At 57.5% G+C, this 20,243-nt stretch carries 19 protein-coding genes and 1 tRNA gene; 8 read left to right on the plus strand and 12 right to left on the minus strand.

Annotated elements, in window-relative coordinates:
- Window positions 1-8: 8 nt before the first annotated feature.
- The 7 genes from prpC to C7436_RS02895 all read right to left on the minus strand — a co-directional run bounded on the left by prpC (window position 9) and on the right by C7436_RS02895 (window position 8,102).
- Window positions 9-1,142 carry a bifunctional 2-methylcitrate synthase/citrate synthase gene (gene prpC / locus C7436_RS02865; RefSeq protein ID WP_014421292.1) on the minus strand — a complete coding sequence of 378 codons (1,134 nt, stop codon included), beginning with the start codon at window positions 1,140-1,142 and terminating at the stop codon, window positions 9-11.
- A 47-nt stretch (window positions 1,143-1,189) separates the two neighbouring features.
- The gene (prpB, locus tag C7436_RS02870; protein WP_023010395.1) at window positions 1,190-2,077 is read right to left on the minus strand and encodes a methylisocitrate lyase; all 888 of its coding nucleotides are present in this window, start codon (window positions 2,075-2,077) and stop codon (window positions 1,190-1,192) included.
- 17 nt (window positions 2,078-2,094) lie between these two features.
- Complete coding sequence (locus tag C7436_RS02875) at window positions 2,095-2,775, minus strand: GntR family transcriptional regulator (protein ID WP_022991114.1); 681 nt, start codon at window positions 2,773-2,775, stop codon at window positions 2,095-2,097.
- Between the two features lie 92 nt (window positions 2,776-2,867).
- Window positions 2,868-4,973: a glucans biosynthesis glucosyltransferase MdoH gene (gene mdoH, locus C7436_RS02880; RefSeq protein WP_121206634.1), complete on the minus strand. Its 2,106-nt coding sequence runs from the start codon at window positions 4,971-4,973 to the stop codon at window positions 2,868-2,870.
- Window positions 4,966-5,223 (minus strand): hypothetical protein, encoded by a 258-nt coding sequence (locus C7436_RS02885; RefSeq protein ID WP_023010038.1) that lies wholly within the window; start codon window positions 5,221-5,223, stop codon window positions 4,966-4,968. The genes mdoH and C7436_RS02885 overlap by 8 nt, the downstream gene beginning before the upstream one ends.
- 14 nt (window positions 5,224-5,237) lie before the next feature.
- Complete coding sequence (locus tag C7436_RS02890; RefSeq protein WP_113880193.1) at window positions 5,238-6,776, minus strand: glucan biosynthesis protein G; 1,539 nt, start codon at window positions 6,774-6,776, stop codon at window positions 5,238-5,240.
- Window positions 6,777-6,896: 120 nt separating this feature from the next.
- The gene (locus C7436_RS02895; protein ID WP_121206635.1) at window positions 6,897-8,102 is read right to left on the minus strand and encodes a ShlB/FhaC/HecB family hemolysin secretion/activation protein; all 1,206 of its coding nucleotides are present in this window, start codon (window positions 8,100-8,102) and stop codon (window positions 6,897-6,899) included.
- A 319-nt stretch (window positions 8,103-8,421) separates the two neighbouring features.
- Here C7436_RS02895 and galU point away from each other — a divergent pair, with 319 nt between their 5' ends.
- A complete protein-coding gene (gene galU, locus C7436_RS02900; RefSeq protein ID WP_011785155.1) occupies window positions 8,422-9,258 on the plus strand; it encodes a UTP--glucose-1-phosphate uridylyltransferase GalU in 837 nt (278 codons plus the stop codon).
- A gap of 16 nt (window positions 9,259-9,274) precedes the next feature.
- Here the strand turns inward: galU and C7436_RS02905 are convergent, their stop codons facing one another.
- Window positions 9,275-9,691 carry a helix-turn-helix domain-containing protein gene (locus C7436_RS02905; protein WP_121206636.1) on the minus strand — a complete coding sequence of 139 codons (417 nt, stop codon included), beginning with the start codon at window positions 9,689-9,691 and terminating at the stop codon, window positions 9,275-9,277.
- Between the two features lie 118 nt (window positions 9,692-9,809).
- Here C7436_RS02905 and C7436_RS02910 point away from each other — a divergent pair, with 118 nt between their 5' ends.
- Window positions 9,810-10,676 (plus strand): RibD family protein, encoded by an 867-nt coding sequence (locus C7436_RS02910; RefSeq protein ID WP_113880195.1) that lies wholly within the window; start codon window positions 9,810-9,812, stop codon window positions 10,674-10,676.
- Here C7436_RS02910 and C7436_RS02915 read toward each other — a convergent pair whose 3' ends face one another.
- The 4 genes from C7436_RS02915 to C7436_RS02930 are packed head-to-tail and all read right to left on the minus strand — an operon-like array spanning window position 10,677 to window position 14,928.
- Window positions 10,677-11,648 carry a lysylphosphatidylglycerol synthase transmembrane domain-containing protein gene (locus C7436_RS02915; protein WP_228198044.1) on the minus strand — a complete coding sequence of 324 codons (972 nt, stop codon included), beginning with the start codon at window positions 11,646-11,648 and terminating at the stop codon, window positions 10,677-10,679.
- Window positions 11,630-13,549, minus strand: coding sequence for a glycosyltransferase family 4 protein (locus C7436_RS02920; RefSeq protein WP_121206637.1), 1,920 nt, complete (start codon window positions 13,547-13,549; stop codon window positions 11,630-11,632). The genes C7436_RS02915 and C7436_RS02920 overlap by 19 nt, the downstream gene beginning before the upstream one ends.
- Window positions 13,536-13,934 carry a 6-pyruvoyl trahydropterin synthase family protein gene (locus tag C7436_RS02925; RefSeq protein ID WP_121206638.1) on the minus strand — a complete coding sequence of 133 codons (399 nt, stop codon included), beginning with the start codon at window positions 13,932-13,934 and terminating at the stop codon, window positions 13,536-13,538. The genes C7436_RS02920 and C7436_RS02925 overlap by 14 nt, the downstream gene beginning before the upstream one ends.
- A 13-nt stretch (window positions 13,935-13,947) precedes the next feature.
- The gene (locus tag C7436_RS02930) at window positions 13,948-14,928 is read right to left on the minus strand and encodes a zinc-dependent alcohol dehydrogenase (RefSeq protein WP_228198045.1); all 981 of its coding nucleotides are present in this window, start codon (window positions 14,926-14,928) and stop codon (window positions 13,948-13,950) included.
- 111 nt (window positions 14,929-15,039) lie between these two features.
- On the opposite strand from C7436_RS02930, the gene C7436_RS02935 reads away from it, so the two are divergent.
- From C7436_RS02935 to C7436_RS02960, 6 genes are all read left to right on the plus strand, one after another.
- On the plus strand, window positions 15,040-15,795 hold the full coding sequence (locus C7436_RS02935) for a CDP-alcohol phosphatidyltransferase family protein (protein ID WP_121206639.1): 756 nt from the start codon (window positions 15,040-15,042) through the stop codon (window positions 15,793-15,795).
- Complete coding sequence (locus tag C7436_RS02940; RefSeq protein ID WP_011785163.1) at window positions 15,776-16,378, plus strand: YceI family protein; 603 nt, start codon at window positions 15,776-15,778, stop codon at window positions 16,376-16,378. Before C7436_RS02935 ends, C7436_RS02940 begins: the two co-directional genes overlap by 20 nt.
- Window positions 16,379-16,507: 129 nt before the next feature.
- Window positions 16,508-17,572, plus strand: a complete 1,065-nt coding sequence (locus C7436_RS02945; protein WP_121206640.1) for a hypothetical protein — start codon at window positions 16,508-16,510, stop codon at window positions 17,570-17,572.
- Window positions 17,573-17,612: 40 nt separating this feature from the next.
- Window positions 17,613-18,701 carry a hypothetical protein gene (locus C7436_RS02950; protein ID WP_121206641.1) on the plus strand — a complete coding sequence of 363 codons (1,089 nt, stop codon included), beginning with the start codon at window positions 17,613-17,615 and terminating at the stop codon, window positions 18,699-18,701.
- 116 nt (window positions 18,702-18,817) lie between these two features.
- Complete coding sequence (locus tag C7436_RS02955) at window positions 18,818-19,777, plus strand: DMT family transporter (protein ID WP_121207029.1); 960 nt, start codon at window positions 18,818-18,820, stop codon at window positions 19,775-19,777.
- Between the two features lie 43 nt (window positions 19,778-19,820).
- A tRNA-Val gene (locus C7436_RS02960) sits at window positions 19,821-19,897 on the plus strand.
- Window positions 19,898-20,243: the final 346 nt, after the last annotated feature.

A 20,243-nucleotide genomic window follows, 5' to 3' on the forward strand; every position in this document is an offset into this window, starting at 1 on the left:
AGTCTCTCTCAGCTCCGCTTGTCGATGGGCAACCAGTCCTGATGTTCAGGGCCTGTGTACTCAGCGCTCGGGCGGATAATTCGGTTGTTGGCGCGTTGCTCTTTCACGTGGGCGGTCCAGCCGGATACCCGGGACATCACGAAGATGGGTGTGAACAACTCGGTCGGAATGCCCATGAAGTGATAGGCCGAGGCGTGGAAGAAGTCGGCGTTACAGAACAGCTTCTTCTCGCGCCACATGACTTCCTCACAGCGAACGGAAACCGGGTACAGCACGGTATCGCCCACTTCCTTGGCCAGCTTTTCAGACCACTTTTTGATAATGGCATTGCGCGGGTCGGATTCGCTGTAGATGGCGTGTCCGAAGCCCATGATTTTTTCTTTGCGTTCCAGCATGCCCATCAGGCCGGCTTCGGCCTCTTCCGGGGTCTTGAACTTCTGAATCAGTTCCATCGCCGCTTCGTTGGCGCCGCCGTGCAGCGGGCCGCGCAGGGAGCCGATAGCACCGGTCACGCAGCTGTGGATGTCAGACAACGTGGAGGCGCATACACGGGCCGTGAAGGTGGAGGCGTTGAACTCGTGCTCCGCGTACAGAATCAGGGAGACGTTCATCACCCGCTCATGCAGCTCGCTGGGCTTCTTGCCATGCAGGAGCTCCAGGAACACGCCACCAATGGAATCGCATTCGGTATTGGCGGTATCAATGCGAATGCCTTCGTGGGCAAAGCGGTACCAGTAAGTGATGATGGCCGGGAACACCGCCAGCATGCGGTCGATCTTGTCGTCCTGCTCGCTGAAATCCTGTTCGGTTTCCAGGTTACCGAGCATGGAGCAACCGGTACGCATCACATCCATTGGATGCGCGTCCTTGGGGATCTGCTCCAGCACCAGCTTCAGCGCTTCCGGCAGGTTACGCAGGCTCTTGAGCTTGGTTTTGTAGGCATCCAGCTCGGCCTGGTTCGGCAGTTTGCCTCGCAGCAGAAGGTAAGCCACCTCTTCGAACTGGGCGTTATCCGCCAGGTCGGTAATATCGTATCCGCGGTAGGTCAGGCCGGTACCGGTTTTGCCAACGGTGCACAGGGCGGTTTCACCAGCTACCTGGCCACGCAGGCCAGCGCCACCGAGTTTCTTTGCTTCAGCCATGTTGGTCTCCCAGATTTTCTGTTTATATTTTGTTCAGTTTAACGCAATCAGTCTTTTTTCTGAGCGAACAGCTGGTCCAGCTTCTGCTCGAAGTCGTGGTAGTTGAGGAAATCGTACAGCTCCATACGGGTCTGCATCAGGTCAACCACGTCTTTCTGGTCACCTTTTTCCAGAATATTCTGGTATACCGTCAACGCTGCCTTGTTCATGGCACGGAAGGCGCTCAGCGGGTACAGCACCATCGCCGCGCCGGCATCCGCCAGTTCTTTCCGGTTGTACAGCGGCGTGGCGCCAAATTCGGTGATGTTGGCCAGAATCGGCGCATCGATCGCCTCGGCAAAGGCTTTGTAGTCACTCAGTTCGTGCACGGCTTCAGCGAAGATACCGTCGGCCCCGGCTTCGATACAGGCTTTGGCACGGTCAATCGCCGCTTCCAGCCCTTCCTTCTGGAACGCATCGGTACGGGCCATGATGAAGAAGTCTTTGTCTTCACGAGCGTCGGCTGCGGCTTTAATACGGTCTACCATTTCCTCTTTGGAAACGATTTCCTTGTTCGGGCGGTGGCCGCAGCGCTTCTGGGCGACCTGGTCTTCAATGTGCACGGCAGCGGCGCCGGCACGCTCCATCTCCCGAATGGTACGGGCAATGTTAAACGCCCCGCCCCAGCCAGTATCGATATCGACCAGCAGCGGAACATCAACCGCGGCGGTAATCCGGCGCACGTCTTCCACCACGTCATTCATGGTGGTCATGCCCAGGTCCGGCAAACCATAGGAGGCGTTCGCTACACCACCACCAGACAGATAAATGGCCTGGTGCCCTACCCGCTCGGCCATCATGGCCGCGTAGGCGTTGATGGTACCAACAATCTGCAGTGGCTGGTTTTCTTTCAGGGCTTTACGAAAACGGGCGCCCGGGGAGAGTTTGTTAGCCATGGGTTTTTCCTCTCTTATCAGATGGTGAGAACGCCTTCTTCGATTTTCTTCTCGATATTCTGGCGTGCTGCATTAATGTGTCGTTTCATCAGGAATTCGGCGAGTTCGCCATCGCGCTGGGCAATGGCCTCGACGATACGGCGGTGTTCACCCAGCGCCAGATGGGGGCGCCCGGCCGAGGTGCTTAACCGGTAACGGTACATCCGCACCATGTAGTAAAGATCACCCAGAAGCATCTGGGCCAGTTTGGTATTGCGACTGCCGGTGGCAATCCGGTGGTGGAAGTCGTAGTCACCCTCGGCCTGGTAGTAGGCCTGGCCCTGAGCTTCCTCAATCATTTTTTCATGACTATCGAGCGTGGCCAGGAGATCACGGATTTCTTCATCGGGCATGCGTTCGGCCGCCTGACGGGCTGCCAGCCCCTCCATGACTTCACGAATTCGGTACAACTCAAGAAGTTCTGCGGCACTAACGGACACCACCTTCACACCGGCGTGAGGGCGCCTGACCAGTAATCCACGGGATTCAAGGCGGCCCAACGCTTCACGCAGCGGGCCTCGGGTAAGGTTAAAGCGGGAACAGAGCTCGACTTCGCCGATTTTTTCGCCCGGCGCCAGATCGCCCTTCACAATCGCCGTTTGCAGACAATCAAAGGCCTCATCGGCGCGGGTTTGGGTTTGCAGCTGTGCCTGAATCATACTTTGTTAACAATCCAGAGGTTATTTAGCGTGAAACTACGCCTGCATTCCTTGATTGTCAACAATTGTGAGTTAGGCTTAAGTATGATTGTTTACAGATCCTGCAAACCTTGCGCGTGCAGTACGAGATTGCGAACGCGTTGCCCCCAGAATGAGTCCGAAGGCGCACTCCAGGCTCGCCGATGCAGGGCTGTCAGTGCCTGCGGGTCTTCCAGCAAAAGCGAAAGCCGGCCCTTTTCGATTCCCCGGTAGCCTCGGCTGACGCAGGCATCGAGCTCTCCCTCAATGACTTCTTTCTTCAGGCCCTTGGCGCCACGCCCGGCAAGCTGGCGGTGCAGCCGATTGACCGCAGGGACCAGTACCGCCTGTTCCACCGGCGTGAGAGCAACCTTACTCTCTGCTTCCTCTCGAAAGCCCCTTGCATCATCAAGCAACGGCATACGGGTTCGCTCTTCAGGTGTTAACAATAAGCCCCTGCGACTCAGGGACTCACCGCTGCTTGACCGGCTCAGCCAAACCGTTGTTGGCGCTGCCAGTGCCAGAGGGACAGACACGGGTAATGACCATAAAAAGAACATCGGGTCCAGGGTCCAGGCAAAGGCCGACCAGGCGCTACCGATGATAAGTCCGGGCAGATGTCGCATAGCAGCCTCCCGCCAACCGGTCTCCTCGGTACGATTCTGGCCTGCCCAACTCAGCCGAACGTTTAACAGAGCCGAAACGACGGAATGACTGTGGGCAAGCATCCGGATGGGGGCGAGCAACACTGAGACGACGATTTCGAGCAACACGCTGGACAACAACCTGAAAAAGCCGCCAAATCCACTCAGAGCCCGATGGGCGACGACATCAACAATGGCCAGAAACTTCGGCAAAAACAACAGCGCCATGGTGCTGACGACCAGGGTGATGGCCCATGTCGGCCGCCATTCTGGCCACAAAGGAAAGGGGCTCTCGCGCCCGTCCGGAAAATAATCGATAGGCGCGATGGTCAGTTGCACAGCAGCAATCGTTGTCAGTACCAGGAACAACAACCACAACGGTGACGACGCGTACGCCATGATGCCATTCAAAAAGGCAAAACGATGTGCCAGGCGCAATCGAGGCGAGAAGAGCATCAGCGCTGCGTGCTGCAGATTCCCTTTCGACCAGCGCTGATCTCGGGCAAGTTCGTCATCAAGCGTGGGCGGAGATTCTTCATAGCTGGCCCCCAAAGCCGGTTCCAGCCAGACTTCATACCCTGCTCTCCCCAGAAACGCTGCCTCTACGAAATCATGGCTCATGATCGGCCCTTGCCAGATACCAGCGCCTTTGAGCTTTGGCAAACCACAATGCGCCATAAATGGAGCAACGCGTATCACAGCGTTGTGGCCCCAGAATGCAGCATCCCCCATCTGGATGGCAGCCAGGCCCGTGGCGAAAAGCGGCGAGTAAAGCCGATTGGCAAACTGTTGGATACGAGCAAACGCAGAGCGGGCGTTAATAATGGTAGGTGCAGTCTGAAGGATACCAACCTGCGGTTCCCGGTTCATCACCTGCACCATGGTCCGAATAGTGTCACCGGCGAGGAGGCTATCGGCATCCAGAACGACCATATACTGATACTGACTTCCCCAGCGCCTCAAGAAATCAGCTACGTTGCCGCTTTTATAGTTGAGATTAACCCGACGCCGGCGATAGAAGAGCCGACCGTGAGCGCCGAGCTCTTCCACCAGTTTCAACCAGACCTGCTGCTCTTGCAGCCAGACATCAGGATCCTGACTGTCTGAGAGAATATAAAAATCAAAATCATCCAGGCGGCCTGATCGCGCCAGATCGAGGTAAATGGCTTTGAGCCCCTTCAGCGTCCAGCTTACCGGCTCGTGATACAAAGGCATGACAATTGCGGTTTTCGACAGCGGCGTTGCCGCCAGCTCATTCGGCGTATGGCGCTTCAGTAACGATGCCCGATCTCCGCCCAGTAAACGCAGCAGGAAGCCGTATACTGCGATCCAGAAGCCAAAGGCAATCCAAAGGTAAAGCACCGCGAAAACAGCAACAATCAGCCACTCCACCACGTTGCCCCCGTGATAAGGCAGCACCTGGAGCAGAAACCAGGACGCCAGCCCCGTCTGTCCAGCCACAAACGCAGTCAGCACCAGGCGTCGGATCGTCGCCTGCAGGTGCCAGGAGCGGGACGCAGTCGCTGACTCAGTCATCGGTAAAATACCCGATACTGCTGCGGCGAATAGGCGGAGCTACCGGCGGAATACTTGGCTCACCCAACTCGAAGTAGTCAGGAATGCGGGCCAAAAGGTCCTCAAACCGAACGCTGTGTTCGTTTCCGGCGACGCCGTCCGCGAGCAAGGCCAGCGCGCCATTGAACGTTTTACGGTCGTTACTGGCGCCACTCAATTCAAGGTACACCAACAGCTTTCCCAGCAACTGGTAAGAGGTTTGCGCGTCCATACGATCCTCCAGGATCAGGGTTCTGCCCGCAGGCCTGTCCCGGGCGGCAAGGAATAGCTCCACGTCTCCGTGGCGACCTCATCATCCACCATCAGAAAACCCCGCAGCTGAAGTATCTGATCCGGCGCGGGCTTGGCCAGGATCGACAATCGCCAATGATTCTCTGGCGCTACCCACTCCACAAAGTGTTCAAGCACCTCAACACCCTCGCCCCCGGTCACTTTGCTGACTACGGGAGACTCCGCGTTGAGTTCCGACAAGGGACCGCCGGCAAAATCCACCAGAATCCGATAGGCACCGGCCTGATCACCGCCGCCTATACGATCCCCTGCGCCGACGAAGGTGTTCACCACTTTTCCGCCAGGATGTGGCGCCACGCCGGGACCGCCGAACTGAATCGAGTAGTTCAGATCCCGCGACGTGCCTGCGGACACTTCACCTCCCGGACTCCAGAAAGCGACTATGTTGTCATTGGTCTCGTCGTCGGTAGGAATCTCCACCAGAACCACATTTCCTTTCCCCCAGTCCCCCTCGGCGCTCACCCAGGCGCTGGGCCTGCGCTCATAGCGGGCCTCCAGATCTTCGTAGTGACGAAACTCCCGATCACGCTGAATCAGACCAAAGCCGCCGACACGACGGACACTGTGGAAACTTGCGGCAAGTCGATCCGGGTTCATCAGCGGGCGCCATAGCCACTCGCCGGTTGCATCATCATGGATTAACAATCCGTCCGAATCGTGGACCTGGGGGCGCCACTCACCAAGCGGCCTGGGAGTATGTTCCCCGTAATAGAACATGGAAGTGAGTGGAGCGAGCCCCAGCAACTCGATGTCTTCCCGCATAAACAGGCGGGCTTTCACATCTACCCGGGTCTGCTCCCCGGGGTATACCGTGAACTCATAGGCCCCGGTCAGGCTTGGACCATCCAACAATGCGTAGACACGAACATGATCGCTGTCGGGAGCGGGGCGCTCCAACCAGAACTCCGTGAAATCAGGAAACTCCTCACCGGTCGGCAAACCCGTGTCTACAGCGATACCCCGCGCAGACAGCCCGAAGGAGGTTTCCTTACTGACGCCGCGAAAATAGCTTGCGCCCGCGAACACCAGGAACTGATTGGCTACGTCGGGACCATCAAAAGGGAACGTCAACTTGAGTCCGGCATAGCCGAGATCGGCCGGCACCCGTTTTCTGAGCGCCTCGTCGTCGACATTGAACAGACTCTTATCGAACGACAGTGGATGGACGCCCTCGCTGTCCACTACGTGGATGCTTACTGGACGGGTGTAAAATTTACCAGCGGGAATGAGCATTACCTGGAAACGGGAATCCCCTTCTCGCCAGAGGCTTTTTGAAGGATCAAAGCGGATAGACTGGTATTCGTCGTAGCTCAGGCCTGCCATGAAGTCGGGAATTCCAGGGACCGGCTCGTACGCCGCACTCGCCTTCGATTTCGCTTTTTCCACAACATCCTGAAACTGGAACGCCTGGGCATAAAGGGGAGCAAACAAGAACAATCCCAGAACCACCAGACCTACTTTCCCTGCGTGCATCGTTTCCTTCCTCGGTTCACGGTTTGTCCATTCAATGTAGCACCGCGCCCGTGGGCTGCTACAAGTGACAAGTTCGTAAGCGAATCGAAATCAAATGAAACGACGTGAGGCAGAGTTGCTTCAGATCTGCAAGCTCATGGTAAAGCGGACATCCGGTTGATCAGGTACGGCTATGGCATCTGTGGTTGTGTTCAGCACCCGCCCCAGGCTGACATCGGCGCTGAACTGCCGCGCAGATAGCCCCCATGAGACCTCTCCCGACGTCACATGTCCTGCCTGATGCTGCTGGAATGATTCATCAGGAATCCAGCCGCGCAGGACAGAAAGACGAACACTCGACGAAAACCGGGGAAAGAACGGAACGTCGAATTCCGGGCTACGGCTACCCAGGCGCAGCCACCCACCTTCGGCTACGCTAAGTGACTGGCCATTGAAACCCGCCACTAGCCCTGACCCGGCAACCCTCAGGTGCTGAGAACCCGGAATATCGGCAGACGCCAACTGGTATTCCCCGTCCAGCCCCCATTGCCAGGCCAGCAACTCTCGGTCAAGCGATGCACTGAGAACCATGCGCCCAAACTGCTCTTCACGCCGCCCCTGTTCCGAATCGGTCGCACGCTCTATCTCGGCCTCAATACCCGTGACCGCCCGCAGTCCGCTGCTCAGGTCAAAACCACCGTACAGATTGTGATGTCCGTTAGCCTCAAACCCCACAGTCGATAACTGGTAACTGGATCGATGCACTTCATCCGTTCTTCGGGTCCAGTACTGGTTTACGGAAGAGTATCCGGCGCGGCCGAGGAACTGGTAGCCGAACGTAGAGAACAGGGCCCGCCTGCCGGTGATAGTCAGATCCCGGGTGCGTCCTTCTTTCTGAAAACGGGAACCGTCTGCCCTGGACACCTCTTCATAAGCGGTATTCCGGAGTTCAATATCCAGATGGTTACGACCTACAGGAAGGCCATAACTGAAGCCGAGTACGCGGCGCTCATTGCCCACCCGATAGGTCTTGGCATCACTGTAGCGCACGCCGGCACGATGATTCGCCCAGAAAAGGCCATTCAGGCCCACGTTCAGCGCCCCATCCCGATGATCGGTGTCCCGGTTGGTACGCCCGGAAAACTTCATCTTGGAGCGCAGCCAGTGTTCGCGGGTCAGCTTCAGACTGTTCTCGGGAAGCAACGCCTGCCGGCTGGTTTCCGGGGTAGCACCATCAAGCGCTTCCTCTGAACCATAGGCTGGCAGACACAAGCTCGCCGTCGCGCACAGAAACAGTGCAGACAATGAGGAGTGACGAACAGGCAGTTTGAAGATCAATGGCGGCACTCTGGAAAACCCGAAGCAATGTCAATTTCATGTAAACCTATTAATTCGGTGCAACTTTAAAAGATAGGCCGCTCTCAGGCCACCATTATCATCATAAATTTACAAATTTAATGTTACGTAAAATCATGTAGTTAAAAGCGGGACTGAAACAATTTTCTAGGCATTTCAGTCACCCCGGACAGATCGGAACCAGTCGACAGAATTACCAGAAATCAACACTCGGAAATGAAACCCTCCAACTCGGCATACAACTTGGTTACACTTGGCACGCTTTGTGGGTAAACAAAGCGGTAAACCATCTGATTAAGGACGAACAATCATGATCAAAAAGTGCCTCTTCCCGGTTGCCGGATACGGCACCCGTTTCCTTCCGGCCACCAAGGCCATGCCCAAGGAAATTCTGCCGATCGTTAACAAGCCACTGGTGCAGTACGGGGTGGAGGAAGCCGCAGATGCCGGCATTCATGAATTCGGCTTTGTCACCGGCCGCGGCAAACGCGCCATCGAAGATCATTTTGATATCAGTTACGAGCTTGAGCACCAGATTGCCGGTACCGGCAAGGAAGGCCTGCTTACCTCTATCCGGGATCTGATCAACAACAACTCTTTTGCCTTCACCCGTCAGAATGAAATGAAGGGACTGGGCCACGCCATCCTGACTGGCCGCAACCTGGTGGGCGACAACCCGTTCGCCGTTGTGCTGGCGGATGACTTCTGCGTGGGCCCGGAAGATGGTGACGGCGTTCTGACCCAGATGGTCAAACTGTATAACCAGTTCCGCTGCTCCATTGTGGCCATCGAAGAAGTACCGGAAGACGAAACCCACAAGTACGGTGTAATCGCGGGTGAATCCATGAAGGATGGCCTTTACCGTATTACCGACATGGTGGAGAAACCAGCACCGGAAGACGCGCCCAGCAACCTGGCGATTATCGGGCGCTACATCCTGACCCCGGACATTTTCGACATTATCGAGCGTACACCGCCGGGTAAGAATGGTGAGGTTCAGATTACCGATGCCCTGCTGGAGCAGGCGAAGAATGGTTGCGTGCTGGCCTACCAGTTTAAAGGTCAGCGTTTTGACTGCGGCAGCATCGACGGTTTCGTGGAGGCCACCAACTTCGTGTACGAGAATATCTACAAGAAGGGAAAATAGAGGCGACCCGGGCCCTTTAGCGCCCCAATAGCTGCAACACCATGCGCCGGTTATCTGCACTTGCCTTGCGGAACCGGCGCAACAGCTCGGTTTCGTCATCACTGAGCTGGATTCGATTGATCTCCTGCTCAAGCTCTTTCAGCGCCACTGACAGATCATCACTGTTGCTGAACGCCAGCCCTGGCAGTTCCAGTTGCCCATCTTCACCGTCATCGACCATATCCAACAGACGTTCCAGCGGTGTTTCGGTTTTCAGGCAAAAATCCAGCAATTCACTAACCCCGGGGTACCCTCTCTGGCGTGCGTCCGTCGCCTCCCAGCTGCGGACACGGGCCTCGTCCACGCCACACATTTCGGCCACATCCCCCAGGGACAACTGGCCCTGCTCCCGAATACGACGCAGACGACGGTTAAAAGATTGCAGGTACCGCATGGCTCCGTGCCCCTGAAAAGTTGGTCGAAAAAGTGAATCAAACCGGAAATGTATCGTACATATAGCTTTGGACACAATCTGCCTATACTAAAACGAACAACGAACGAGCAGGTACCACATGGCAAATGACGCACTGGACACCGATAACGCTTGGGATCTGGTACTCAGCGCGATCAACCGGAGCAATATCACCCTGCCCGTGCCCGGTTCTGACCAACCCGCGGTGAAGATCAACGGCAAAAGCTGGGAACTCATTCAGCCGGCAACCGAACAGGCAAGAAACCTGTTGTCGTTGTTCCTGCCTCTCTGTCAGCCGGTGAGCACCAACAGCCGGGTGATCGGCCAGCTTGGCCAAAGCCTGGATGGACGGATCGCCACGGTCACCGGCTGCTCCCGGTTTATCAACGGTGACGACGGCATCACCCACCTGCACCGAATCCGCGCCCTGTGTGACGCTGTGGTGGTCGGTGCCGGAACGGCCAGCACCGACAATCCGCGCCTGACCGTGCGCCGAACCTCTGGCCGCAACCCGGTGCGCGTCGTGATCGACCGCCGGCAGCGGGTGCCTGCCAGCCACCACCTGTTCACCGACGGCGATGCTCCTACCCTGCACCTGATTGCCGGCGATTATCAGCCAGGCCCGAAAACGCTGGATCCGACCGGGGTTACAACAGTGCCTTGCCTGGGCTCCGCAGAAAACGAAACCCCTGCTTCTCCCGAACGTATCCTGCAGGTGTTACAGGATTTTGGACTTCGCAAGATTTTTATCGAGGGCGGAGGCGTTACCGTCTCGTCTTTCCTGAAGGCGGGATTACTGGACCGCTTACATGTGATGGTTGCCCCCATGATCATCGGCAGCGGCCGGCCAGCGTTCTCCCTGCCGGAGATTGACCAACTGGATGAGGCGCTTCGCCCCAAAGCCCAGTTGGTGAATCTTGGCAGCGATATGCTTTTTGATCTGGCGTTCGACACCGCCAAACCCTGATTACCGGCGGAACAGCAGCGCCAGGGCACCCGGCAGACTCACCAGAAACACCGCCGCACCATAGCCAACACTCAGCGCCACGCCCTGCTCTGCCGGCAGCCCCACCAATGGCCACAGAATAGCCGCTACGCCCTCTCTGACGCCCCAACCAGACACCGTTAACGGGACCACCATGGCCAATAACAGTAGCGGGCACAGGGCCACGACCAACAGCCAGGGTGTGCCGTCGACAAACAAGCCCATGCCAGTGGCCATCAACATGAACACCGCCATATAGGTCAGGAAAACCAGAACCGAGGTACCAACCTGCACCAGGGCATTCCGCCAACCCAGAAAAGCCCGACGCACATCCCCGCTTAATCGTCGGACATAACGCCTGAACCGGGCCCCGAACCCCGTCATAGAGACCAGCAAAACCCCGAGCACGGCCAACGCGGGCAGAATCAGCCAATAGCCCAGGTTCAGGGATACGCCTGCGTCACCGAACTGGCTATTTAACTGCCCGGTCCACCAAAGCCCGGACACCGCAATCAGTACAACCGGTACCAGCACCAACTGGCCTGACAGGCGCTCCAGCACAACCGCATGGACAATCGCCAGTTGCTGCAAACGCTTCGCCGAACGGCTGTGGCGCCAGGCTCGATTTACGTCCCCCATCACGCCCCCGGGAAGCACCTGATTCAGAAACCCGGCCAGGTAATACTCCCGAAAGGCAAAGCCAAAGCCCATGACTACACCGAGCCGGTTCGCGGTATACCGCCAGCGCCAGGCCGACAGTGCGATCTGAATCAGCGAGACCACCAATACCGCAAGGACGATCGTTGGCGGAACCATCGTCAGCCTCTGGGCTAGCCTATCGATGTCGACGAAAACAAAAACAATCCCCAGGAGCAGCAAGGTGACGCACCAGCGAAACACCCCTCGCCCAAAGCCGGGGACCGGCCTCTCCGGGTTCAGACCTGCTTCGGCCATGCCAGCAGATCCGTATGGCTCACGGTAATGGCGAGGGCGCCGGTATCCAGCTGTTGCCGACGGGTTTCGAGCCAGAATTGGATATCGTTCGCCTGTTCCGGCTGCTGTTCTGTGGCAGCCTCCGCCCAGCCCTCAAGCAACATTGCGGCGAGGCTGGCCTGCTCACCCGTCAATACCCAGGGACTATCTGCCGTTTGGATGTGATAGCCCTTGTTAGACATCAGACGGCTCAAACAGGCCGTGGCGTCCGGGCCGAGCGCAGCGCCACTGCCCTTCTCCCGATGTTGATGGGCATTGACCAGAGCGCGCAGTGTGTCATCGAAGGGATGAGCAGGTTCCAGAGTAAAAAAGCCGTTGTAACTGATGACGACCAACAATGCCGCCTGACGTTTGGCTACCGCTGCAGACAAGGCGCTCAACCAGGGTTCGGAAACCAGGTCGATCAAGGCCGAAGACGTCACCAGGTCGGCGTCTGCGGGCAACGCCGTACTGAGGTTATCTTTCGTCAAGACCATTGTTTCCAGCACAGCCGGTGCATCCAGCTTTTCAACCCGCTGAAGGGCGATCCCGGCCAAAGCTTGGTCCGGCTCAACCAGCGTCCAACGCTGGGGTACCGGTAGTTTCGGGCTAAGGTAGACGGGATTGGAGCCCCGACCGGTACCGAGATCCACAAGGTGAAGGGGCGCCCCCGGTTTACTACCCGACGCCCGACAGTCATATCGTTCGGTAAGCCATTCGGCGAGTCGGGCCGTCAGCCCATCATCACGGGCCTGGTGATCGGCGGGCTCCCTTGCTTCCAGCCAATCCGCGGCAAATTGAACCGGATTACGCGGCCTGCCCTTTTCCAGCCCGGCAATGAAATCTTGCGCGGTTTCAGACCAGCGACGGATCTCGCACCGGGCCTGCATGACGCCGGCGACCAGTACTTCAACGGCATCCGGTTCCGCAATCAGCCGGGTCAATCTGGTGGCCAGAGCCGCTACATTGCCCGCTTCATACAACTCAACCCCTGGTTTGGCGCCAGTCAAAGCCAGCGCGCCACCGTCGGAACTCAACACCGGCAGACCGGCTGCGAGGGCCTCATCGATGACCATGCCATAGCCCTCGTAAAGCGAGGGAAACACAAACAGATCGGCTTGCTGATAAGCCTTCAGCACATCTGCTTCTCCCAACTCGCCAGCAAACTCAACGCGGCTTTCCAGCCCGGATTCACGGACCAGGGCACGAACCCCCGAGGCATAATCCGTGGCTCGCCCGGCACTGCCAACCAGCCTCAAGCGCCAGTCCAGATGTGTGAGTTGAGCAAGCGCCTGAATCAACTGATGCTGCGCTTTTCGTGGAGACAGATGACCGACACACAACAGGTGAATCGCCCTGGTGGCATCACGCCGGCCAATCCGGGGCGACTGCTGAAAAAAAGCATCGTCGACAGCGGGCAAGGCAGTGGTCACCCGCGCCGGCGTCACTCCGAATGCCTGCAGCCGTTCCGCCGTGTAATGACTGGTGGTAAAAACGGCGCCGACACAGGCCAATGCCGTCGTTTCCGAATGCTTGAACCAGGCCTGCTCCTGCTCACTCAGGCCGTTCTCATCCGCCAGCGGGTGATGTACCAGCGCCATCAGGTCCAACCGGCTCTGGTGCCGCTGTAAAACCTCAGGCAGGCCGCTCATCGCCAGTCCATCCAGCACGACCCGGGTTCCGTCCGGCAAGCCCGCAAGGAACCGATCCAGCGACTGCCGGGCAAAGTCATCCGGTTTGGGAAACGCTCCCTCCAGCCCGGCCAGCTTTACCGAAATGCCCGCCTTGACCAACGCCTCGACCAGGCGCCGAACATAACGGTAACCGCCGGTGTTCTGGCCGGGGTCTCCCGGCACCACGAACCAGAGTTCAGATGCCGGCATGGTAGCTGGCCCACGCGATGTGCGACTCGCTGAGGGTCACTTTCAAGCTGACCACGCCTTTACCGTCGTCACCCAGACGCCCGGCGTGAATGGCCGCTGCCATGCGGTCGAACACAACCTTGGTCATGAACTCTGTGGTGGTGTTTCGTCCCGCAAACTGGGGAATATCATCCAGGTTCTTCATGTTGAATTCCGACAACACGTCCTTGAGCAACGCCGAAGCCTGCCCGATGTCGACAATCAGGTCGTTGTTGTCGAGTACGTGGCGCTCGAAAGTAACATCCACCACATAGGTTGCCCCGTGAACGCCCTGGGCAGGCCCGAAAATCTCACCGTTAAAGCTGTGGGCGATCATCATGTGATCACGAACGGTCAGGCTGAACATAGTCTCTCCCTGGTTAGTAAACGATTCGGTGGCAAAGCGCATCGGCGCCCGGCATCAGGATATCTCTGGCGACTTTCGGAAGCTGGTCAAAGCTCGACTCTCCACTGATCAGCGCATCCAGAACCGGCTCTGACAGCAGGGAAAGCGCCAGTTCCAGGCGTCGGCGATGGTGCCAGCGCGGTCTGCGCTCCGGCGATAGCTGGCCCACCTGGCTTGATTTCAGAGTCAGCCGGTTCGGGTGAAACGCGTGGCCCAGCGGCACGGAAACAGGCGTGTCGCCATACCAGCTCAATTCAACCACCCGGGCATCCGGCCCCGCCAGCGACAAGGCTTTGGCCAACCCCGAGGGGTGCCCGGAAGCATGAAATACCAGGTCACAGTTCTGGATGTCCGGCTCGGTAGTGAACCGTACGCCAAGGGCTTGAGCCACCGATCTTCGCCCTTCATTGGTATCAACCGCAATCAGTTCCACGCCGGGAATGCGATTGACCAGCCAGGCCACCAACAAGCCCACCACGCCAAGACCAATCACCGCGACCCGGTCACCAACCGCAGGCTGCCCATCCCAGACTCCATTAACGGCGGTCTCCATGTTGGCCGCCAGCACTGCTCGCTCGGCTGGAACCTTGGCTGGCAAAGGCAGAACCGCGGATGCGGGCACCGCGTATCGCTGCTGGTGAGGATAGAGGCAGAATACGTTCTGCCCCAGCAGGGCTTCCGGCCCGTCCACAACCTCTCCTACACTGGCATAGCCGTATTTCACCGGAAACGGAAATTCGCCTTCCTGAAACGGTGCCCGCATTCTCTGGTATTCGTTTTCAGGAACCTGGTTGTTGTAGACGAGGGATTCCGTCCCCCGGCTGATGCCGGAATAGCGGGAACGAACGATCACATACGGTGTTTCAGAAGCGGGAAATGTCGGCTCGGGCACTGGCCCTAACCTGGCCTCCTGATACCCGGTAATCCAAAAGGCAGTGTTGTTCTCAACGTCCATGAATAGTCCATTTGATGAATGGTCGCGTACGCAAAAGCAGTCTCTCCAAACTATAGTCATAGAATGGGAGCTTGCTAACGCCACTCACAGGCTATACGGACGCAATGGCGTATGGATTCCACCAGCACCTCAATGAAAGGAAGTTTCAGCCCCATCAGTGATCTGATCCTGGGAATGCTGGGCCTGGCTGGCGTTTCGTTTTTTCTGGCCAAAGCCTTTGATCTGCCAACCGGCTTCTGGTTAATCACCTTTGCGTTCTATCTCGGGCAAAGTGTCCTTGTCCTCCGGCACTGGCGTTGGAGAGCCGACTTCGGCTGGGCCAACCGCGCCACGCTGCTGCGCTCGGTTCTGGTGCTGGCACTGATTGGCTGGGCTCCGTTCCTCGGTGACCACTCCTCTTCAGCAGCCTCACCCGCGCTCTGGAGTTATGCGGTTATCAGCCTGATCGCTCTGTTGTTGGACGGTGTCGACGGCAAAATCGCCCGGGCAACAGGAAGCCATAGCGCCTTCGGTGCCCGTTTCGATATGGAGCTGGACGCGCTCTTTATCCTCGGGCTGTGCGTTGCCACACTGGCTCTGGAGAAAGCCGGTAGCTGGGTACTTGCCCTGGGCCTGATGCGCTATCTGTTCATATTGGCCAGTTGGCCGCTGCCCTGGCTGAATAACCCGCTGCCAGACAGCTTCCGACGGAAGACCATCTGTGTCTGGCAGGTGGTCACACTGATGGTCGCCGTTGTGCCCATTACCCCTGCATTGTTCGCCAGCCTGACGCTCGGGCTCGCTCTGGCGTTGCTTGCCTGGTCCTTTTATCTGGACGTGCGCTGGCTCTACCAAAGGAGACAAAATCATGAAACTGTCATTTCCTGAAGCTCTGACAACCTCAATCCTGCTGGCCACCGCTACCAGTGTGTCTGCAGAGCCGGCTAAGTTCGAAGTGGACGAAGAGCACTTTTCCATGAGCTTCGAGATCATGCATATCGGTTATGCCCCGGTGATGGGCATGTTCCGGGATATTGAAGGCCAGTTTGAATACAACGAAGAAACCGGAGAACTGAATTCCGGGAAGCTGGTTTTCAAAGCCAGCAGTGTCTTTACCAACCACGATAAACGGGACGACCACCTCCGCAAGCCCGATTTTCTGGACGCCAGCAAATACCCGGAGATTACCTTTGTGGTGAGTGACTTTGAAAAAACCGGTGACAATACTGGCGTAGTGACCGGCGACCTGACCTTGCTGGGGCAGACCCGGCCGGTCGATGTGAATGTCACCCTGAACAAGGCCGCGGAGTATCCCATCGGCCATGAAGACTACACCCTGGGCATAAGCGCGGAGGCTGTCATCAACCGCAGCGATTGGGGCATGACCTACGGCCTGGAAAACGGGCTGGTGGGAGATGAGGTGCGGCTGCGCTTCGGCTTTGAAGCCATCAAAGACAGTGGCTGGTTCTGACTTTGAGAACCGCCTCTCAAAACGACACAAAACCTCCGCAACTCCGGCCTAAATTTTTGCCGTTTAGGACAATCCGACCCTATGGTTAAAAGTTAACCCAACCATCAACAACAATAACGGGGTCTGACAATGCCGTACCGGGCATTAAGCCTAACCCTGGCCATCACCGCCGGTGTGGCCGGCACCGTGTGGCTGCTCTCTGCCGAGAACGAGGGCAGCTTCCGGGGCCTGCTGCAAGACACCAACTCTTCCGCGCCCCAAATGGCTTCTAATCAGGATACCGTAGCTCCGGCCACACCTGCCGGGCCTGTTCCCGAGCCACCCTCTGAAAACGCGCTGGGCTTCATGCTGGCAAGTGTTGCAGAGGAATACCAACAGACCATTCGGTACCCGGATTATTCGGTGCCGCTGACCAAAGCTCAGGCAGAGGCTTACCAAGGCAACCGCTACCACCCGGTCGTGCTTCCGCTCGAGGGTGATGGCCGCTTTGTGGTGACGCTGGACAAATTCCGCTTCAGCCAGGGTGAGCCGATTCTGGTGGTGGCGTCCCTGAATGGTCGTCAGGTGTTCGGCCAGTCTCTGTCCGCCACCCTGGAGACCGCCGGAGAGCGGGACCGGGTAGCCTCTGCCGAGCTCGAGAATGCAGACCCCGGTTATTTCCAGGGCGCCGTCAGTTCCGATCATCCCCCCGGCGAGTACCGGTTGATTGTGGAGGCCCGGGTAGACGGCAAGCCCGTTCGACATGTGTCTTCACTGACCATTGAACCCGATCTGGGCAGCTTCGAGGGTCTGGAGACTGCCTATGTGTCTGGGAACGACCTGGTCATCCCTGTGCGCTTCGATCCGGAGCAATCCGGCTATTACGCCCTCTCTGCCCAGCTCTACAGTGGCGAAACCCCGCTGGCCCAATTGCAACAGGAAACGTCTCTGGGCAGCAGCTCGGCCGTCATTCGCCTGAAAGCCCATGGCAGCGTGTTAGCCAATCGCGACATTCAGGGGCCCCTGCAACTACGGCATTTGCAGATACGCCGTTTACCCGCCACCCCGGGCGACCGGACCGATTACGCCTTCGGCCCCGAGGAAGGCTATGAATTTTCACCGCCGGATCTGGACGGCCTCCGAGACCAGCCGGCGATGAATCCCGAATCAGAACAACGTGCTGCCCTGCTGCGGCAACTGGCGGACAAGTTCTGATAACACCACAACAATAAATCGGAAAGAAACGGAGCAACCAATGACAATGAAAAGAAGAGGATGCCTGACGAAAACCGCCCTTGCGACAGCGCTGGCTGGCGGCCTGTTTGCCACTGGCGCAAGTGCGCAGTTGGCCGGCCACAATGTGATTCTGGTTCACGGCTTCATGATGGATGATCTTTCCAATCCACCGGCCAACTTCCAGGAAGTCCAGCAGGCCGGCGAAGATAACTGGCGGGAATACTGGCTGAACCGGGCCGAAGCCCGTATCGACTGGGCCAGCAATGGCCGGGTAGAAGGCCAGATCGCCCAGCAGGCTTTTCAGCAACTGCGGCAGATCAGTCAGCAAGGGCTGTGTAATGACTACTGCGTTGTTGTTACCCACTCCACCGGCGATCTGGTAACCCGCCATCTGCTGGAAAACCAGGCGCGCTGGCTGCAATCGGAAGGCCTGCAACCGCTGAAAATCCTGGCAGTACTGGACATGGCCGGTGCCGGTGGTGGCACGGAACTGGCCGACCTGGCCGTGAGCATTGCCTACAACGACAGCTGGTACAACTGGCCGGTGAAACAGGCGGTCAAAGCCTTTACCGGCATTGACCCGGAGCCGGATAATCTGGGTGTGGTCAACGACTTGCAGACCAACGTTGCCCGCAACCTGGCCGTCAGCCCCAACAGCATTCCGCGCCTGCGGTTCGTTGGCGGTGGCTCATCCTACGGAGGTATCACCAAACCCTTTATTGATGGCACCGACGATGGCGTGGTTCCCACCCATTCAGCCTGCGGAGCAACCAGTGCCAGCGGTATTGATTCCTGCGCCAACAGCATCAGCCTGGCCGGTAAAGTCAGCGGACAGAACGGCCCGTCCGGGTTGTATTACAACCACTACCCCGTGCTGATGAGCGAGGGCGCCAACCATGGCGACGTGATCAATACCCAGACCGGCAACACCGCTGTCCCCGTGGTGAACAACACCACCCTGAACGGCCTGCGTGTGGACTTCGCCAGCCGCACCTACAATCAGCGTGCGTGGTGGCAGTTCTGGGGCTCTGGCGATCAGTACATTGAAGTGCCGAACTCCAGCCAGACCAGTCTGTCCAATCTTGTCTACACCACACTCAACAACTGATCGATCGTTGTTGCAAAGGCTCAGGGATGAGCCACTCCCTCGGTTTTCGCTGCTATCTTTTTTAGTTCGCAAACTATAGATTGAGCCCGATGATTTCTATTGATGCCGGTTCAATCATGTCTGACGCCCACAAATCTGATCTTTACCTGGTACTCGTTACCCTGCTGGCGGCGATTGGCTGGATGCTGTCTAAAGAGGCGGTATTGATGATGCCGCCGCTGATGTTCATGGCGGCTCGCTTTCTGATTGCAGGCTCCTTTCTCGCCCTGCTGGCCCTGCCCTCACTGTTGAGGCTTACCCGGGACCAGATACTCCGAAGCCTGGGTGTGGGCTTTGTGTTCGGTATTGCCATGACCTGCTGGATCATGGGGCTGTACCACACTGACAGCATGGGCGAAGGCGCGTTTCTGACCAGCCTGGGCGTGGTGATTGTCCCGATCATTGCCCGCACAGTATTTGGCGAACAACAGCCCCTGAGCACCTGGCTGGCGATACCGATTGCGGTGGCCGGTCTGGCGCTTTTGTCCCTCGAAAACGGCTTCAGGCCAGACCCGGGGCAGCTCTATTTCGTTCTGGCGGCAACCATCTTTGCCCTGTACTTCACGCTCAATACGCGCGCCGCCAACCAACGCATCGTGGTCGACAAGCAAGGCAAAACGGTGGAGAAAAAGAAAGTGCCGGCACTGCCCCTGACCGCCATCGCCCTGCTCACCGTGGGGACCGTGACGTTGGCGGAGTCATCTATCAGTGAGCGTTGGACTCACACCCTGACTAACCCCGAACCCATGCTCTATGTCTGGGTACTGGCCAGTGCCTTGATCGCCACGGCGGGACGGTTCCTGCTGCAGACCTATGCCCAAAGCCTGTCGGTGAACAGCCATGGCGTCGTGATACTGGTACTGGAGCCGGTGTGGGTTGCTGTCTTCGCGGTTGCCTGGTTCGGCGAGACCATGACCCTGCTGCAAATGGCCGGCTGCGCGCTGATTTTTGCCGCACTTCTGGTCAACCGCTGGAGCGCCCTGCGCCGCGCCATCAAGGCTCTGATGAAAGCGAAAAATCCCCCGCAAAGAGGTTGACCAGGGGAACCGAAATCCGTATATTTCCACCCCGTTGCAGGACAGGACCATAGCTCAGTTGGTTAGAGCGCTACCTTGACATGGTAGAGGTCCGCGGTTCGAATCCGCGTGGTCCTACCAATCTTTCAATAACTTAGATTGGACCTGCGAAAGCCTTGGCAAAATTTTGGCAATAAATTGGCAAAATAAAAGGCTTATACAGTATTCAAAAGAGCCGCCCATTGGGCGGCTTTTTCATTTCTGGGAATTGCTAAAGTGGCAACTGATTGGGCCAGTAATATGGCGCAAACAATAGCCCCGAGATCACCACCAAAATCGCCCTGCGTTCAAGCCAATCAAGCGTTTTTTGTAATGGGGTGATAAGTGTTGCTATGGCAAGTACCAAAGAATATTTGCCAAAGCATATCTTCAATAGTATTTTCAAGCGTAAGTCTCCTATGACTTATCTCTGGTTGCCGCGCAGTGT

It is taken from the genome of Marinobacter nauticus (genome assembly GCF_003634635.1).
Lineage (GTDB): Bacteria > Pseudomonadota > Gammaproteobacteria > Pseudomonadales > Oleiphilaceae > Marinobacter > Marinobacter nauticus.

Excerpts from the sequence above, each read along its gene's own strand:
- prpC (WP_014421292.1), bottom strand. The coding sequence starts at position 1,142 with ATGGCTGAAGCAAAGAAACTCGGTGGCGCTGGCCTGCGTGGCCAGGTA.
- prpB (WP_023010395.1), bottom strand. The coding sequence starts at position 2,077 with ATGGCTAACAAACTCTCCCCGGGCGCCCGTTTTCGTAAAGCCCTGAAA.
- C7436_RS02875 (WP_022991114.1), bottom strand. The coding sequence starts at position 2,775 with ATGATTCAGGCACAGCTGCAAACCCAAACCCGCGCCGATGAGGCCTTT.
- mdoH (WP_121206634.1), bottom strand. The coding sequence starts at position 4,973 with ATGACTGAGTCAGCGACTGCGTCCCGCTCCTGGCACCTGCAGGCGACG.
- C7436_RS02885 (WP_023010038.1), bottom strand. The coding sequence starts at position 5,223 with ATGGACGCGCAAACCTCTTACCAGTTGCTGGGAAAGCTGTTGGTGTAC.
- C7436_RS02890 (WP_113880193.1), bottom strand. The coding sequence starts at position 6,776 with ATGCACGCAGGGAAAGTAGGTCTGGTGGTTCTGGGATTGTTCTTGTTT.
- galU (WP_011785155.1), top strand. The coding sequence starts at position 8,422 with ATGATCAAAAAGTGCCTCTTCCCGGTTGCCGGATACGGCACCCGTTTC.
- C7436_RS02905 (WP_121206636.1), bottom strand. The coding sequence starts at position 9,691 with ATGCGGTACCTGCAATCTTTTAACCGTCGTCTGCGTCGTATTCGGGAG.
- C7436_RS02910 (WP_113880195.1), top strand. The coding sequence starts at position 9,810 with ATGGCAAATGACGCACTGGACACCGATAACGCTTGGGATCTGGTACTC.
- C7436_RS02915 (WP_228198044.1), bottom strand. The coding sequence starts at position 11,648 with ATGGCCGAAGCAGGTCTGAACCCGGAGAGGCCGGTCCCCGGCTTTGGG.
- C7436_RS02920 (WP_121206637.1), bottom strand. The coding sequence starts at position 13,549 with ATGCCGGCATCTGAACTCTGGTTCGTGGTGCCGGGAGACCCCGGCCAG.
- C7436_RS02925 (WP_121206638.1), bottom strand. The coding sequence starts at position 13,934 with ATGTTCAGCCTGACCGTTCGTGATCACATGATGATCGCCCACAGCTTT.
- C7436_RS02930 (WP_228198045.1), bottom strand. The coding sequence starts at position 14,928 with ATGGACGTTGAGAACAACACTGCCTTTTGGATTACCGGGTATCAGGAG.
- C7436_RS02935 (WP_121206639.1), top strand. The coding sequence starts at position 15,040 with ATGGATTCCACCAGCACCTCAATGAAAGGAAGTTTCAGCCCCATCAGT.
- C7436_RS02940 (WP_011785163.1), top strand. The coding sequence starts at position 15,776 with ATGAAACTGTCATTTCCTGAAGCTCTGACAACCTCAATCCTGCTGGCC.
- C7436_RS02945 (WP_121206640.1), top strand. The coding sequence starts at position 16,508 with ATGCCGTACCGGGCATTAAGCCTAACCCTGGCCATCACCGCCGGTGTG.
- C7436_RS02950 (WP_121206641.1), top strand. The coding sequence starts at position 17,613 with ATGACAATGAAAAGAAGAGGATGCCTGACGAAAACCGCCCTTGCGACA.
- C7436_RS02955 (WP_121207029.1), top strand. The coding sequence starts at position 18,818 with ATGTCTGACGCCCACAAATCTGATCTTTACCTGGTACTCGTTACCCTG.